A 14,566-nucleotide genomic window follows, 5' to 3' on the forward strand; every position below is an offset into this window, starting at 1 on the left:
GCCGCCCGGGGTCGCGATCAGGCGGAACAGTCCCGGACCACCGCGACCGGGCAGCGCGCCTGGCGCAGCACACCCTGGCTGACCGAACCGAGCAGCAGCCCGGCGAACCCGCCCCGGCCCCGGGCGCCGACCACGACCAGCTGCGCGGCGGCCGACTGCTCGGCCAGCAGGGCGGCGGCGTGCCCCCGTAGGTCCCGCATCTCCAGCGGTACCTGCGGGTACTTCTGGTGCCACCGTTCCAGCTGCTCGTGGCTGGCGGCCGCGACGTCCCGCTCCGCCGGATCACCCGGGTCCGGCGCGGGCGTCGGCCCCGTCGGCCACACCCGTACGGCGACCAGGCCGGTGCGACGGGCGGCAGCCTCCTCGAACGCCCAACCGATCGCCGGATCGCCGGCCGGGCCGTCCACGCCGACGACGACCGGCCCGTCGGTACGGGCCGGCCCGTCGCCGCGGACCACGACCACCGGCCGGTCGCAGTGCTCGGCGACCTGCAAGCTCACCGAGCCGACCACCAGTCCGGAGAAGCCGCCGAGGCCGCGGCTGCCGACCACGACCAGCGACGCCCGGTCAGCGGCGGACAGCAGCCGCCGGACCGGCGGCCCGTTCTCCAACCGGCTGGTGACCTGCAGGGAGGGCACCAGCGCGCGGGCCCGGTCGGCCATCCGCAGCACCAGCCGCCGAGCCGGCTGCCGCGGGTCGTAACCGGTCGGAATCGCGCTGAACGGAACGCCCATGATCGGCCACTCGAACGCGTACAACACGGTCAACGTGGTGTCGCGACGGACCGCCTCCGCGGCAGCCCAGTCCAGTGCGGCCTCGCTCCAGCTCGATCCGTCGACGCCCACCACGATCGGCGCGTTACCCATCACGTCACCCCCCTGCCTCCGCCGGCGCCGGCAGGGCCGACCACCGTGGGACGATCCATCCCGCCAGGCTGGCCGGCGCTGGCGGGCGCCAGCAGTACCGAACGCACCGGCGGTGCCGGGCCGTTCGGACCCCGTGCCGCCGCCGGCGCCGGGCACCCGTTCGAGGTGGGCACATCGGTCCGGAAACCGCCGGGCCGATGGCCCTGCCGACCGCGCGGCGGACGGGCTGTGCTGAGGGGGACGTCGCGGCACGGGGGTGGTGGCGATGAGCACGCTTCGGTTTCTCGGCGCCGCGGGCACGGTGACCGGCAGCCGGTTCCTGATCGACTCCGGTGCGCGGCGGGTCCTCGTCGACTGCGGGATGTACCAGGGCGACGCGGCGCTGCGGCGGCGCAACTGGCGGCCGTTCCCGGTCGAGGTGGCCGGCATCGACGCGGTGGTGGTCAGCCACGCCCACCTCGACCACATCGGCCTGCTGCCCCGGCTGGTCCGTGCGGGCTACACCGGCCCGGTGTACTGCTCGCCGCACACCGCCGAGCTGGCCCGCATCGTACTCACCGACGCGGCCCACCTGCAGGAGGAGGACGCCCGCTACGCGGCCCGGCACGGCTACTCCCGGCACGACCCGCCGCTGCCGCTGTACACCCACGCCGATGCGGCCCGCAGCCTGGAGCTGCTCCGACCGACCCCGTTCGGTACCCCGGTACCGATCGGCGACGAGCTGACCGTCACGCTCAGCCGCGCCGGACACATCCTCGGCTCGGCCTGCGTGCTCCTCGACACCGGCGCCGACGGCAGGGTGCTGTTCAGCGGCGACCTGGGCCGCGCCGATCACCCGCTGCTGCGCCCGCCCGACCCGCCACCGGCCGCGGACCAGATCGTGGTCGAATCGACCTACGGCAACCGGCGGCACCCGCTGCCCGACCTCGCCGGCGACGCCGCGCTGATCAACGCGGCGCTGCGCCGGGGCGGCAGCGTGCTGGTGCCCTGCTTCGCCGTGGACCGCACCGAGATCCTGCTGGTACGGCTGGCCGAGATGGTCGCCGCGGGGTTGCTGCCGCGGGTACCGGTGTACGTCGACAGCCCGATGGCGCTCGCCGCCCTGCGGGTCTACCGGCAGGCGGTCCGGAGCCGCTCGGCCGAGCTGCGGCCCGCCCTGCTGGACGCGGCCACCGACCCGTTCGACCCGGGCGAGCTGCACCTGGCCCACAGCGTCGAGGAGTCGGCGCGGCTCAACGAGCCGCGACAGCCGTGCATCATCCTGTCCGCCGCCGGGATGGCCACCGGGGGCCGGGTCGTCCACCATCTGATGGCGCAGCTTCCCGACCCCCGCAACCTGGTGCTGCTGCCCGGCTACCAGGTGCCGGGTACCCGGGGCGCCCGGCTGCTCTCCGGCGCCACCGCGATCAAGGCGTACGGGCGGTACGTGCCGGTGCGGGCGCAGGTCGTCGGGCTCGGTGAGTTCTCCGCGCACGCCGACGCCGACGCCATCCTGAGCTGGCTCGGCCACGCCCCGGGCGCGCCCGAGACGTGCTTCGTGGTGCACGGCGAGCCCGCCGCGGCCACCGAACTGGCCCGCCGGATCCGGCAGCAGCTGGACTGGTGCACGGTCGTTCCCCGCGAGGACGAACGCGTCGGTATCCATCCGGTGCGGCGCCACCCGGCGCCGGCGAGCACCGAGCAGTCGACGAGCCCGGTACCGCGGCTGCCGCAGCCGCGCACCGCCAGCAACGCCGAGCGGTGAGATGACCACCCTGACGGCGCACCCGGGCGACCGGCTGCTGGTCGCCCGGCACGAACAGGCCTACCGAGTGGGGATCGTGCTCGGCGTCGACCATGCCGACGGAAGCCCGCCCTACCGGGTGCGTTGGCTCGACGACGGGAAGGAGGGGCTGGTGTTCCCGGGTGAGGGCGCCCGCATCGAACCGGCCCGGCGCACCGTCGTCGACAACACCGCCAGCACGCTCCGACCCGCCGCACCCGCGCCCTGACGGCTGCAGCTGGGCGGCCTCCCGCCGCCCGCGGCCCGCCCGGCACGGTCGGGCCCCGGGCGGGTGCCGAGCGGCCCGGCCTGGGTGGGACGAGGGACGCAGTCGACCGGGCCGGCCAGCTCTGTACCGCTCCTGGGGTCGCGCCGAGGATGGGAGGTGCCGGACCGTCGTCGATGCTCGTGTCGGTGCCGCGGGCCGGCCGCCGAACCGCAGCGGGGGGCTGTCATGTCGATCCGGCACCAGGACCGTCGGGTGGGACGGCGGCCGCTGCCGTGGCTGCGCCGGGCCGTTCGCCGGTTGTGGCCGGGCCACAACCCGATGTGCCGGCACTCGGACCGCGTCGAGGCCGCGGTACTGCGTACCGCGTGCGCGGCGGTGCTGCTGGCGGCGGTCGTCGGAGCGATGGTCGGTGCCCAGTCGGCCGCCGACTCCGAGCACACCGCACAGCTGGCCCGCGCCGGTACGCACACGCACCGGGTGGTCCTGGTCCGCGACGCACCCTCGGCCGCGCCGGGCTGGGGCTCGGCCAACGGCGTCGGCACCCAGGTGCCGGTACTCGCCCGGTGGCACACCTCCACCGGGGTCCGCACCGGTACGGTGCACGTCGCGGCCGACACCCCGGCCGGGGCCCGCGTCACCGTGTGGTTCGACACCCACGAGCACCAGACCACCCGTCCGGAGAGCCGGCTGGGCACGGTCATGGACGGCGTCGGCCCCGGCCTGGCGGTGTTCCTGGCGGTGGCGGCGGCGGGCGGCCTGGCGGTGTTCGGTACGCGGCTGCTCCTGGACCGGCGGCGCCTGTGGGACTGGGACCGCGAGTGGCTGCGTGTCGAACCGATCTGGACCCGCCGGCCGCGCCGCGGCCACCACCACTGACCGCCGCACGGCCGGTCGGGCCGAAATTCACCTCGTGGCGTCGGCGTCGGCGTCGGCGTCGGTGCCGTCGCCGTCGGCGAGGGCCGGCACCACCAGCACCGGCCGGTGCGCGTGGTGCAGGGTGGCGACCGCGACGCTGCCCAGCAGGATCTCCCGGACCGCCGAACGCCCCCGCGAGCCGACCACCACCAGGGCGGCGTCCGCGCTGCTCGCGCAGCTGGCCAGCGCGGCGGCGGTGTCCCGGGCCGAGGAGCCGTGCCGGCGGAGGTGCAGCCGGGTCACCAGCTCCTCCGGGATCGGCGGCGCCGGCGCCTGCGCCGGAACCTCCCCGTCGTCCACCGTCGCCCGCAGCAGCTCCCGGCCGGGCAGCAGCTCGTGAGCGATGCGCAGCGCGTGGCCGGAACCGGTCGACCCGTCGAAACCCACCACCACCGGGCCCGCCGCCAGCGCGGCATGCTCCGCCTCCAGCAACGGGTACGGGACCACCAGCACCGGGCGCGTCGCGTAGTGCACGACCATGTCCGAGACGCTGCCCAGTACCGCCCGCGCGCCGGCCAGGCCGCGCGCCCCCACGACGATCAGATCGGCCGCCGGCGTTTCGGCGAGTTCGGCGAGATGGACGCCGTCCCCGCCGAGGCTGCGTGCCACCAGCGGCTCGGCCTCCCACCCGGCCGCCCGTGCCAGGGTGACGCCCATCGCCGCGATCTGCCGCGCCTCCCGCTCACCCTCGTACTCGATGGCGGCGACGAACTCGTCGACGTGACCGCGCCCGGTCCACAGCCGGTGCCGGAGGCTGTCGTCGGCGTACATGGGTGTCCACAGGTGCGCGATCCGGGCCTGGCCGTGCGGGAACAGCAGTGCGGCCGCCTCGATCGCGGCGCCCGCCGCCGGCGAGCCGTCGTAGCCCAGCAACACCCGGACCGGCATCGTGACTCCTCGGGCTGGCGATCACGAACGCTACGTCGCTCAGCATCGCATCGCCGGCGGCGATGTCCGGTCGGTTTGGGAATTCGCAGGCCCAAAACTCCCGCCGACCCGATCCGTCCGGCCCTCCCGCCGGACGACCCGGCGGCGGATGGTGGGTCCACGGTCCGGCGTACCGGACAGCTCGGGCCGGCTCCTGGAGGGAGAACCGTCATGGCCGCATACCGACCGCGCCGGCGGCTTGCCGGCGCCGGGATGGCGATCGCCCTCGTGCTGACGCTGGCCGGCTGCGCCGGTGCGGCCGGCCCGAACAACGTGGCATCCGTCGCAACCGGCCACACCGCCGGATTCTGGGCGGGACTGTGGCAGGGGCTGATCCTGCCCATCACGTTCGTCGTGTCGCTGTTCACCAGCGAGGTGAGCATCTACGACGTGCACAACAACGGCAACTGGTACGACTTCGGCTACGTCCTGGGCATCTTCCTCCCCGTCGTGGTCTTCCGGCCGCGCCGGCGCTCCCGCAAGGCCCGGGCCGCCCGGTCGACTCGCTCCGGTACCGACTGAGCTTCCGGCGATCGCGCCACCGGCCGCAGTGCCGCAACGATCACGCCCGTTGATCGTTGCGCCGGCCCTCCGGTACCGGCCCGATCGCCAGCCCCTCCGGTACCGGCCGCCTGGCGCACGGTCGCCCCGCTCGGGCCGGCCCGGTGCTGGTCGCTGCGGCCGGCCGGACGGCGGGGGTGGGCAGCGTGGCGCCGCGCGCCGAGGAGGTCACGGCCGCCGTACGGTGAGGGACTGGCCCTGCGCGAGCCCTTCCGTGCGCGGGCCGTTGAGCCGCGGTATCGCGCTCAGCAACGTCCTGGTGTAGTCGCTTTGCGGGTCCTCGAACAGCTCGGCGCACGGTCGCGCCTCCACGATGTCCCCGCGGTAGATCACGCTCACCGAGTCGCAGAGCGTCCGCACGATGGACAGGTCGTGCGAGATGAACAGGATCGACAGCCCGACGTCGCGACGCAGGTCCGACAGCAGGTTCACGATGCCCGCCTGGACCGACACGTCGAGCGCGGCGACCGGCTCGTCGGCGACCAGCAGCCGCGGGCGGATCGACAGCGCCCGCGCGATCGCGACCCGCTGGCGCTGGCCACCCGACATGCCGGCGGGCCGGGACGACAGGATCGAGCGCGGCAGCCGCACCATGTCCATCAACTCGGCGCACCGGTCGTCGATCTGCTTGCCGCGCAGCTCGGTGTGCCGGCGGATGATCTCGGCCAGGGCCGACCGGATCTTCATCCGCGGATCCAGCGAACCGTACGGATCCTGGAAGATCATCTGGATTCCGCGCCGGTCCTCGGCGGTGCGGCTGCGCCCGAACCGCTTGCCCTCGAACACGATCGAACCGGAGTCGATCCGTTGCAGCCCGACGACGGCACGGGCCAGCGTCGACTTGCCGGACCCGGACTCGCCCACCAGGCCGACGATGTCGCCCGGGCCCACCCGGAGCGAGGCGTCCCGTACCGCGTAGAACGGCGTCGAGCTGCCGCGCTGCCGGAAGCTGATGCTCACATCGGTGCAGTCCAGCAGCGGTTCCGGGGTCCCGGCCGCCGCTTCTTCTCCGACGTCAGTCATCGGCACCTCCTACGGGTACGCCGGGGGCCGGCTCATCGACCTTGTGCAGGCAGCGCACGACCCGGCCCGCCGTCTGCGAGGTGTCCGGGATCCACCCGGTGCCGCAGTCCTGCTGGGCGTACTCGCACCGGGACGCGAACTGGCACCCGTCGGTGCGCTCGCTGAGCGAGGCCGCGCTGCCGGGGATCGAGTAGAGCCGCCGCTCGATGCGGTCGACGTCCGGGGTGGAGCGCAGCAACGCCTCGGTGTAGGGATGCTGCGCGCTGTCGAACACCGCCCGCAGATCGTCCGAGGACTCCATCACCTCGCCGGAGTAGAGAACCGTGACCGAGTCGCACAGCTGCGCCACCACGGCGAGGTCGTGGGTGACGTAGAGCAGGCTGGCGTGCAGCTCGTCGCGCAGGTGCGTGAAGAGGCTGAGGATCTGCTTCTGCACGGTCACGTCCAGCGCGGTGGTCGGCTCGTCGCACAGGATCAGCTTCGGTTCGCCCGCGACGGCCGCCGCGATCATCACCCGCTGCTTGAGCCCGCCGGACAGCTCGAACGGGTACGCGTCGATCTTCGCCTCGGCGTCGTGGATGCCGACGAGATGCATCAGGTGCAGCGCGTAGTCGCGCGCCGCGCGCTTGCCGAGCCCGTCGCGGCGGGCCACCGCGTCGACGATCTGCCGGCCGACCGGCATCACCGGGTTGAGCGCCACCGCCGGCTCCTGGAAGATCATCGCGATCGACGAGCCGCGCAACCGGGCGATGCGCCGGCTGTCCTCCCGGCTGGTCCGGGTCAGGTCGAACTCCTGCCCGGCGACCACCATCCGGCCCGACGTGATGCGGGCGTTCGGGGGAGCAGGCCGAGGATCGCCCGCAGCGTCAGGCTCTTGCCGGAGCCGGACTCGCCCACCAGCCCGCGGGCCTCGCCCGCGCGCAGCGAGAAGGACACGTCGCGCAGCGCGTTCAGCTGCTGGCCGCCGATGTCCAGTTCCAGCGAGAGGTTCTCGACCGTCAGCAGCTCGTCGGTGGAGTCGACTGTCATGCCAGGCCTTCCTACCGATCGATCCGGAGCTGGTGGGTCAGGCCGTCCCCGATGAACGACAGCGCGAGGCTGGTCCAGATCACCGCGCCGGCCGGGAAGAGCGTCATGCCGTAGTAGCCGCCCGCGAGGAACTGCTGGCCGCCGGCCATCATCGAACCCCAGTCCGGGGTGGGCGGGGTGATACCGAGCCCGAGGTAGCTCAGGGTGACGATGACGCCGACGTTCATCACGATGTCGCTCATCGAGTAGATGACGGCCTGGCTGACCACGTTGGGCACGAAGTGCCGCACCAGGATCCCGGGCGTGGAGATGCCGCTGGCCTGGCAGGCCGCCACGAACTCCTTGTTGCGCAACACCATCGCCTCGCCGCGTACCAGGCGGGCGTAGGCGACCCAGGACACGCAGGTGATCGCGACGAAGATGCTCCAGGCGCCGTTGCCCATCAGGAACACCAGCGCGATCACCAGGATGAAGAACGGGAACGCCGTGACGATGTCGGCCAGCCGCATCATGATGCTGTCGAACCAGCCGCCGAAGTAGCCGGACACGATCCCGAACGCCAGCCCGATGACGAACGGCGCGGCAACCGCGACGATCGCGATCGTCAGGTCGCTGCGCGCGCCGTACACGACGCGGGCGAAGATGTCCCGGCCGAGGTTGTCGGTGCCGAACGGGTGGTCGGCGGACACCGGCAGCAGGGCGTGCGCGGCGTCCGGGTCGATGGGGCTGTGCCGGGCGATGAGCGGCGCGAAGATCGCCGCCAGCGCGATCAGCCCGAGCATGCCGCCGCCGATCCACAGCTGCAGGTTGTGTCGGCGCATCCAGGCGGGCGCCCACGACCGGGTCCTGCCCCCGGGGGCGACCGCCGTCCGGGCGGCCGCGACCGCGTCGGTCGCTGTCATGACAACCTCGCTCTCGGGTCCAGGCGGGCGTAGGCGAGATCGGTCCCGAGGTAGACCACGACCACCAGCAGGCCGAACACCAGGGTGCATGCCTGGACGAGGGCGTAGTCCCGGTTGAGGATCCCGGTCATCAGCATCGAACCCATCCCTGGGATCGCGAAGACCTGCTCGATCACCAGCGCACCGCTGGCCAGCGCGCCCACCTGGATGCCGAGGATGCTGACCCCGGAGATGCCCGCGTTGCGCAGCACGTAGCGGTACCGGATGGGCCGTTCCGGCAGGCCCTTCGATCGGGCGAAGGCGACGTACTCGCTGCCGTACGACTCGGTCATCGCCGCGCGCAGCCCGCGCACCATGATCGGCACCGTGCCCAGCGCGATCGTCAACGCCGGCAGTACCAGCGCCCAGGCCCGGCCGCCGATGCTGGCCGGGTAGCCGCCGGCCGGGAAGATCGCCACCCGTACCCCGAGGAACAGGATCAGCATGGCCCCGATGAAGAACGTCGGCGCGCCCTGCACGATCGCGTTGAACAACCGGACCGCCAGCGCGGCGAGGCCGTTGGGGTGCGTGGCGCTGCGCGAGGCCAGCGGTACCGAGATGAGCATCGTGAGGATCGCGCTCAACACGACCAGGCTGAGCGTGACCGGCAGCCGTTGCGCCATCAGCGACGTGATCGGTGCGTGGTAGTAGACCGACGTGCCGAGATCACCGTGCACCAGTTGCCTGAGGTAGGACACGTACTGCAGCGGCAGGCTCTGGTCGAGCCCCCACTGGTGGCGCAGCGCGGCGACGGAGGCGTCGCTGGCCTTCTCGCCGAGCGCGGTACGGGCCGGATCGCCGGGGGCGAGGTGCATCATGACGAACGAGATGGTGACCACGCCCCAGATGACGGGGATGGCGAGCAGCAGGCGTCGGGCGAACCAACGAAGCATCGAACCTCCTTGCGGCTGCGGCGAAGCCGTCGACGACGTCCGGGCCCCGCCCGGGGACCCGGACGTGCCGCTCACTTGGTCAGCTGGACCTTTTCAAGGAAGTAGTTGCCGGTCGCGGCCGGGTGGAACCCGCTCACCTTGCCGTACGAGTAGATGCCCGGCACGTAGAACAGCGGGATGTAGGGCACGTTGTCCGCGATGATCTGCTGCATCTGGTCGTACGCCGCCTTGCGGGCGCTCTGGTCCGGCGAGCTGCTCGCGGTGGCGGCCAGCGTGTCCATCTTCGAGTTCTTGTAGCCCGAGTACAGCGTGTTCGAGCCACCGTCGTAGGTGCCGGCGAACCGGGCGATCTCGTCCGGGTCCACGATGTCGGTGGTGTACAGGCCGAACGCCATGTCGTAGTTTCCCGCGTGCTTGGCGGTCGAGATCGCACTGGGATCCAAGGTCTTGATCTTGACCTTGATCCCGATCTTGGCCAGGTCGCCCTGCACCAGCTGGGCCTCGCTCGATGCGTCCTGCGAACCGGACGAGATCGTGATGGTGGTGCTGAAGCCGTGCGGGTGGGACGACTTCGCCAGCGTCGCCTTCGCCGCCGCCACGTCGTGCGGTACCGGCTTGATCGACGCGTCGTGCGCCCAGGTGGTCGGGGAGAGGAAGCCGCCGGCGAGTGTGCCGTGGTCGTAGTACACGGCCTTCAGGATCGCCTTCTTGTCGATCGCCTGGCTGACCGCCTTGCGCACGTCGACGTCGTCGAACGGCGCGCGCCGCACGTTCATGGACAGGTAGTCGATCTCACTGGACGGGAACATACTGACCGTGAGGTTCGGCTGCGCCTTCAGCGACTTGATGCTGGAGTTCGACGGGTACTCGTTGATCTGGATCTGGTTGCTGGCGAGCTGGGTGGCCCGGGTGTTGCTGTCCGGCACCGTGGTGAAGGTGACCGAGTCCAGGTGCGGGGTGCCCTTGCGCCAGTAGCCGGTGTTCTTGACGATCTTCAGACTGCTGCCCTTCGACCAGCTGGCGAACTTGAACGGGCCGGAGCCGATCGGGTGCGCGGCGAACTGGCTGGCCGACTTCCCGGCGTAGTCCTTCGGCACGATCGAGTTCGCGTACAGCGCCATGTCCGCCGGCAGCGGCGACCACGGCTTCTTGGTGTGGAACACGACGGTGGCCGGGTCCGGGGTGTCGATCTTGGTGATCACCGTGTCGATGAAGGAGAACGGCGCGTCGCTCTTCTGGTTCTGCTCGATGGAGAACTTCACGTCCGCCGAGGTGACCGCCTGGCCGTTGGTGAACTTCGCGTTCTTGCGCAGCTTGAAGGTCCAGCTGAGCTTGTCCGACGACTGCGACCAGGAGGTCGCGAGCGACGGCTGGACGCTCTTGCCGCTCTGGTCCGGCACGGTGAGCGTGTCATAGATTTCCTCGATGACCCAGATCGAGGCGTTGTCGGTGGGAACCGACGGGAGCAGGCTGGTCGCCTCGTCCGCACGCGCCATCACCAGGTCGCCACCGGACTGGGGGACGCCCGAGCCGGTGCCCGACCCGCCGCATGCCGTCAGCGTCAGCGCCACGGTCGAAGCGAGCGCCAGCGCACCACACAGCGTCTTGAACCGTTTCATTGATGCGAACTCTCTGTCGGGACATCGGCGATGTCGACGGTTGCGAACTGAGCCGAGCGGCCCGGGGCCGGGGTTGCGGCCGGGACGCTCGGATCGGGTGCCAGCAGGGTAGGGCCGACGCTCCGTGAACTTTTTGTGCAGACGAACAGAACTTGCCAGCAAATTTAGTTCATGTAAAGAGCAAGGCCGATCCGTTCTGTGCGTAGGCTCCTGGTGTCCTGCCCACTGCTTACCGAAGGTGATCGCGGCATGTCGAACGAGCTGATCCGCACCCCGATCGAGACCGAGCTGGATGCGTTCTTCGGCCAGTACGTCGCGGCGGACCAGGCACGAGGGCTGGCCTACGGGATCGTCACGGCGGACGGCCTGCGCCACGGCGCCGGCTTCGGCGCCGCCAACGACGCCGACCTGGTACCGGACCCGGACACCGTCTTCCCGATCGCGTCGATGTCCAAGAGCTTCGTCGCCGCCGCCGCACTCGTCGCCGAGGAACGCGGGCTGCTGTCGCTGGACGATCCGATCACCACGTACTTCCCGCAGTTCACCGCGTCCGGCACGCTGGACGATCCGTGCCCGCCGCCGACGCTCGGCATGCTGTTCAGCATGTCCGGTGGGCTCACCGAGGACAACTCCTGGGTGGACCCGTTCATCGACGCGTCCGTCGACGTCGTCCTCGACCAGGTGGCCAAGGGGCTGCGCTACAGCACCGTTCCGGGTACCGAGTACGAGTACTCCAACCTCGGCTACACGCTCGCCGGTCTCGCCGTGGGGCGCGCGGTGGGCCGGCCGATCGAGGAGTTCGTCCGCGACGAGGTGTTGACCCCGCTGGGGCTGACCTCGACGTGGTTCGACAACGCCGCGCCCGCGGGCATCCGGCGCGCCACCGGCTACTCGCTCGACCCGGCCGCGAACTGGGTTCCCTACGCCCCCAACGTCTCCGACGCGTTCGCCGCTGCCGGCGGGATCATGAGCACGGTTCGGGACCTGGCCCGCTGGATCGCCTGGCTCGGCTCCGCCTTCCAGCCGCCGCGCCCGGGCGACGTGGACATCCTCAGCCGCGCCGCCCGGCGGTCGATGCAACGGACACGGATCGTGGATACCCCGTCGCTGAGCGTCCAGCCGGACGGCAGCCTGCAGCCCATGATCGGCGGGTACGGGCTGGGCCTGCGCATCTCGCTCGACGCGCAGCGCGGCACGATCGTCTCGCACGGCGGCGGCCTGCCCGGCTTCTCGCTGTTCATGTGCTGGCATCCGGACTCCGGCAACGGGGTCGTGGTGCTCACCAACAGCCACCGCGGCAACCCGTCGGAGCTGTGCCTGCAGGCGCTCGGCCGGATCCTCGCCCGCGACCGGGTGCCGGCACGCACGATCGTGCTGTGGCCGGAGACGGTGCGGCTCCGCGACGACGCCGAGCGGCTGATCCGTTCCTGGGACGACGAGCTGGCCGCGCGGATCCTCGCCGACAACGTCGACTTCGACCGGTCGCTGGCCGAGCGTCGCGCCGACATCGAGGCGCTGGTCGACCAGATCGGGCCGCTCGACGACGCCCGCCCGGCACCGCGGATCGTCTCGGCCGCGACCCCGGCGGACCTCACCTGGTCGATCCCCGGCGCCCGGGGCGAACTGCTGTGCATGATCCACCTGACGCCGGTCGAACCCGCACAGATCCAGGAACTCGTGGTCCAGGCGGTCCCGGCGGACCGGCCGCGGTCGGCGGCGCCGGTGGACATCTCGCCGCGCCGCGCGTACCTGCGGGAGAACTCGCTCACCGCGGCGACCAACACCCGGGTGGTCCTGCCCTGAGCGGACGCCGACCCGTCCGCCCTGCCGGTGTGCGTGGCCGGCCGATGCCGGTGCTCCGGCGGCGTCAGTGCCCGGGCGGGAAGTCGACGGTGACGTCGAGACCGCCGGCGGGCCGGGGGCGCGCGGTGAGCGTCGCCTGATGGGTACGGGCGATGGCCGCGACGATGGCCAGCCCGAGCCCGTGGCCGTCGTCGTGCCGCAGGCGCTGCCCGCCGGCCTGCTGGAACGGCTGGAACAGCCGGTCGATCTCGTCCGGGCGGACCACCGGGCCGGTGTTGCCGACCGTGATCGTCGCCCCGCCGGCCGGGCCCGGACCGGTGGCGATCTCGACGGTTCCGTCGGCGTCGTTGTGGCGTAGGGCGTTGTCCACGAGGTTCGCGACGAGCAGTTCGACCAGCCGGGGGTCGCCGGCAGCGGGAGCCGTGTCGAGCCGGGCGTCGATCCGGATGCGGCGCTCGTCGGCCTCGGCCCGACGGCCCGCGAGCACCGCCCCGGTGAGCTCGGCGAGGTCGAACGGGTCGTGCCGCTCGATGCCGCGTTCGCTGGTGGCGAGGACCAGCAGGGCGTCGATCAGCCGCTCCTGTTGGGCCCCCAGCGCAACCGCCTGGGTGCAGGCCGCCCGCAGCGACGCCGCGTCGGCGTGCGGATCGGCGAGCGCGACCTGCAGCAGCGTCCGCTGGCCGGCGAGCGGGGTACGCAGCTCGTGCGACGCGTTGGCGACGAAGTGGCGTTGCGCCGCGAAGGCGGCCTCCAACCGGCTCAACAGGTCGTTGAGCGTGCTGCCCAGCCGGGTCAGTTCGTCGTCGGGCCCCCGGACGGCCAGTCGCCGGTTGAGGTTGGTGGCCGAGATCTGTTGCGCGGCGGTGGTGATGGCGTGCAGCGGTCGCAGGAACCGGCCGGCGAGCCACCAGGCACCGAGCAACGCCACGATCGCGGCGGACAGGCCGACGAGGGCGGGTCCGACGTCGAACCGGCTACTGGAGTCGGCCGGACTGGCGGGCGCACCGGCGGGGGCGCGGGAGGCGGTGTGCCCGTACAGCAGGTTGGTGGCGAGCAGCACCGCGGCGAGCACCGCGAGGAACAGCCCGGAGTAGAGCAAAGTGAGCTGGGCCCGCAGCACCGGCCGCCGGGCCCGGAGCAGCGAGGTGAGCGGTCGTGGCGCTGGCATCAGGCGTCTCCGATACGGTATCCACCCTCGCGGATGGTGTGGATGACGGGCGGTTCGCCGAGCTTGCCGCGCAGCCGCCGCATGGTGTGTTTGACCGCGGTGCTGAACGGGTCGGCCGCCTCGTCCCAGGCCCGTTCGAGCAGTTGCTCGGCGGACAGCACGACACCCGGCGCGGTCAGCAGGCATTCGAGCAGGGCGAACTCCTTCGGGCTCAGATCCAGCCGCCGACCCGCCCGGGTCACCACCCGGCGTGCCGGGTCCAGGCTGATGTCGGCGTAGCGCAGCGTCGGCGGTACCGGTGGGGTCGCCCGCCGGCCGAGTGCCCGGACCCGGGCGACGAGCTCGGCGAAGTCGAACGGCTTGGGCAGGTAGTCGTCCGCACCGAGATCCAGACCGTCCACCCGGTCCTGTACGGTGCTGGCCGCGGTGAGCATCAGCACGCGGGTCTCCGCCCCGTCCGCGACCAGCCGGCGGCAGATGTCGTCCCCGTGCACGCCGGGCAGGTCCCGATCCAGTACGACCACGTCGTAGCGGGTCAGCGCGAGGTGGTCGAGGGCGTCGGCCCCGTCGAGCACCACGTCGACGGCCATGCCCTCCTGGCGGAGCCCGGTGCCGATCGAGCGGGCCAGCACCTCGAAGTCCTCGACGACCAGCACCCTCATCGGCGATCACCTCCATACCGGGCCGGGCGGCCGGTGCACGTTCGTGTCATCTGCCCAGCATCCCCGCTGCCGGGTCGCAACCGGGTCGCAGCGGCCGCGACGGTGCTGCGACGGCCCGATCACTACAACGATCCGTGATCCAGCCGACGACCGAACGGACGACGCCGT

15 protein-coding genes are annotated in these 14,566 nt (G+C 72.2%); 5 read left to right on the forward strand and 10 right to left on the reverse strand.

Annotated elements, in window-relative coordinates:
* Window positions 1-17 precede the first annotated feature (17 nt).
* Complete coding sequence (locus tag Athai_RS07605) at window positions 18-866, reverse strand: universal stress protein (RefSeq protein ID WP_203960826.1); 849 nt, start codon at window positions 864-866, stop codon at window positions 18-20.
* Between the two features lie 265 nt (window positions 867-1,131).
* On the opposite strand from Athai_RS07605, the gene Athai_RS07610 reads away from it, so the two are divergent.
* From Athai_RS07610 to Athai_RS07620, 3 genes are all read left to right on the forward strand, one after another.
* Window positions 1,132-2,610: an MBL fold metallo-hydrolase RNA specificity domain-containing protein gene (locus Athai_RS07610; protein ID WP_239156789.1), complete on the forward strand. Its 1,479-nt coding sequence runs from the start codon at window positions 1,132-1,134 to the stop codon at window positions 2,608-2,610.
* Between the two features lies 1 nt (window position 2,611).
* Window positions 2,612-2,857, forward strand: a complete 246-nt coding sequence (locus Athai_RS07615; protein ID WP_203960828.1) for a DUF1918 domain-containing protein — start codon at window positions 2,612-2,614, stop codon at window positions 2,855-2,857.
* 225 nt (window positions 2,858-3,082) lie between these two features.
* Window positions 3,083-3,733: an Rv1733c family protein gene (locus Athai_RS07620; RefSeq protein WP_203960829.1), complete on the forward strand. Its 651-nt coding sequence runs from the start codon at window positions 3,083-3,085 to the stop codon at window positions 3,731-3,733.
* A 27-nt stretch (window positions 3,734-3,760) separates the two neighbouring features.
* Here the strand turns inward: Athai_RS07620 and Athai_RS07625 are convergent, their stop codons facing one another.
* Window positions 3,761-4,660, reverse strand: a complete 900-nt coding sequence (locus Athai_RS07625; RefSeq protein ID WP_203960830.1) for a universal stress protein — start codon at window positions 4,658-4,660, stop codon at window positions 3,761-3,763.
* 210 nt (window positions 4,661-4,870) lie between these two features.
* Between Athai_RS07625 and Athai_RS07630 the strand changes: the two genes are divergently transcribed.
* Window positions 4,871-5,221: a hypothetical protein gene (locus tag Athai_RS07630; RefSeq protein ID WP_203960831.1), complete on the forward strand. Its 351-nt coding sequence runs from the start codon at window positions 4,871-4,873 to the stop codon at window positions 5,219-5,221.
* Between the two features lie 207 nt (window positions 5,222-5,428).
* Here Athai_RS07630 and Athai_RS07635 read toward each other — a convergent pair whose 3' ends face one another.
* The 6 genes from Athai_RS07635 to Athai_RS07660 form a co-directional block, all read right to left on the reverse strand.
* A complete protein-coding gene (locus Athai_RS07635) occupies window positions 5,429-6,283 on the reverse strand; it encodes an ABC transporter ATP-binding protein (RefSeq protein WP_203960832.1) in 855 nt (284 codons plus the stop codon).
* The gene (locus Athai_RS34730; protein WP_203960833.1) at window positions 6,276-7,094 is read right to left on the reverse strand and encodes an ABC transporter ATP-binding protein; all 819 of its coding nucleotides are present in this window, start codon (window positions 7,092-7,094) and stop codon (window positions 6,276-6,278) included. Before Athai_RS34730 ends, Athai_RS07635 begins: the two co-directional genes overlap by 8 nt.
* Window positions 7,064-7,312 carry an ATP-binding cassette domain-containing protein gene (locus tag Athai_RS34735; protein ID WP_203960834.1) on the reverse strand — a complete coding sequence of 83 codons (249 nt, stop codon included), beginning with the start codon at window positions 7,310-7,312 and terminating at the stop codon, window positions 7,064-7,066. The genes Athai_RS34730 and Athai_RS34735 overlap by 31 nt, the downstream gene beginning before the upstream one ends.
* 11 nt (window positions 7,313-7,323) lie before the next feature.
* Complete coding sequence (locus tag Athai_RS07650) at window positions 7,324-8,214, reverse strand: ABC transporter permease (RefSeq protein WP_203960835.1); 891 nt, start codon at window positions 8,212-8,214, stop codon at window positions 7,324-7,326.
* Window positions 8,211-9,146: an ABC transporter permease gene (locus tag Athai_RS07655; RefSeq protein WP_203960836.1), complete on the reverse strand. Its 936-nt coding sequence runs from the start codon at window positions 9,144-9,146 to the stop codon at window positions 8,211-8,213. Before Athai_RS07655 ends, Athai_RS07650 begins: the two co-directional genes overlap by 4 nt.
* Before the next feature lie 71 nt (window positions 9,147-9,217).
* Window positions 9,218-10,765, reverse strand: coding sequence for an ABC transporter substrate-binding protein (locus tag Athai_RS07660; RefSeq protein WP_203960837.1), 1,548 nt, complete (start codon window positions 10,763-10,765; stop codon window positions 9,218-9,220).
* A 249-nt stretch (window positions 10,766-11,014) separates the two neighbouring features.
* On the opposite strand from Athai_RS07660, the gene Athai_RS07665 reads away from it, so the two are divergent.
* The gene (locus Athai_RS07665) at window positions 11,015-12,568 is read left to right on the forward strand and encodes a serine hydrolase domain-containing protein (RefSeq protein ID WP_203960838.1); all 1,554 of its coding nucleotides are present in this window, start codon (window positions 11,015-11,017) and stop codon (window positions 12,566-12,568) included.
* A gap of 64 nt (window positions 12,569-12,632) precedes the next feature.
* On the opposite strand, the gene Athai_RS07670 is transcribed toward Athai_RS07665, so the two are convergent.
* Together Athai_RS07670 and Athai_RS07675 are read right to left on the reverse strand one after the other, a co-directional pair.
* Complete coding sequence (locus tag Athai_RS07670; RefSeq protein ID WP_203960839.1) at window positions 12,633-13,736, reverse strand: sensor histidine kinase; 1,104 nt, start codon at window positions 13,734-13,736, stop codon at window positions 12,633-12,635.
* Complete coding sequence (locus Athai_RS07675; protein WP_203960840.1) at window positions 13,736-14,398, reverse strand: response regulator transcription factor; 663 nt, start codon at window positions 14,396-14,398, stop codon at window positions 13,736-13,738. Before Athai_RS07675 ends, Athai_RS07670 begins: the two co-directional genes overlap by 1 nt.
* Window positions 14,399-14,566: the final 168 nt, after the last annotated feature.

The sequence above is a fragment of the Actinocatenispora thailandica genome, from assembly GCF_016865425.1.
In the GTDB taxonomy this organism is placed as follows: Bacteria; Actinomycetota; Actinomycetes; order Mycobacteriales; family Micromonosporaceae; genus Actinocatenispora; species Actinocatenispora thailandica.

Excerpts from the sequence above, each read along its gene's own strand:
- Athai_RS07605 (WP_203960826.1), bottom strand. The coding sequence starts at position 866 with ATGGGTAACGCGCCGATCGTGGTGGGCGTCGACGGATCGAGCTGGAGC.
- Athai_RS07610 (WP_239156789.1), top strand. The coding sequence starts at position 1,132 with ATGAGCACGCTTCGGTTTCTCGGCGCCGCGGGCACGGTGACCGGCAGC.
- Athai_RS07615 (WP_203960828.1), top strand. The coding sequence starts at position 2,612 with ATGACCACCCTGACGGCGCACCCGGGCGACCGGCTGCTGGTCGCCCGG.
- Athai_RS07620 (WP_203960829.1), top strand. The coding sequence starts at position 3,083 with ATGTCGATCCGGCACCAGGACCGTCGGGTGGGACGGCGGCCGCTGCCG.
- Athai_RS07625 (WP_203960830.1), bottom strand. The coding sequence starts at position 4,660 with ATGCCGGTCCGGGTGTTGCTGGGCTACGACGGCTCGCCGGCGGCGGGC.
- Athai_RS07630 (WP_203960831.1), top strand. The coding sequence starts at position 4,871 with ATGGCCGCATACCGACCGCGCCGGCGGCTTGCCGGCGCCGGGATGGCG.
- Athai_RS07635 (WP_203960832.1), bottom strand. The coding sequence starts at position 6,283 with ATGACTGACGTCGGAGAAGAAGCGGCGGCCGGGACCCCGGAACCGCTG.
- Athai_RS34730 (WP_203960833.1), bottom strand. The coding sequence starts at position 7,094 with ATGGTGGTCGCCGGGCAGGAGTTCGACCTGACCCGGACCAGCCGGGAG.
- Athai_RS34735 (WP_203960834.1), bottom strand. The coding sequence starts at position 7,312 with ATGACAGTCGACTCCACCGACGAGCTGCTGACGGTCGAGAACCTCTCG.
- Athai_RS07650 (WP_203960835.1), bottom strand. The coding sequence starts at position 8,214 with ATGACAGCGACCGACGCGGTCGCGGCCGCCCGGACGGCGGTCGCCCCC.
- Athai_RS07655 (WP_203960836.1), bottom strand. The coding sequence starts at position 9,146 with ATGCTTCGTTGGTTCGCCCGACGCCTGCTGCTCGCCATCCCCGTCATC.
- Athai_RS07660 (WP_203960837.1), bottom strand. The coding sequence starts at position 10,765 with ATGAAACGGTTCAAGACGCTGTGTGGTGCGCTGGCGCTCGCTTCGACC.
- Athai_RS07665 (WP_203960838.1), top strand. The coding sequence starts at position 11,015 with ATGTCGAACGAGCTGATCCGCACCCCGATCGAGACCGAGCTGGATGCG.
- Athai_RS07670 (WP_203960839.1), bottom strand. The coding sequence starts at position 13,736 with ATGCCAGCGCCACGACCGCTCACCTCGCTGCTCCGGGCCCGGCGGCCG.
- Athai_RS07675 (WP_203960840.1), bottom strand. The coding sequence starts at position 14,398 with ATGAGGGTGCTGGTCGTCGAGGACTTCGAGGTGCTGGCCCGCTCGATC.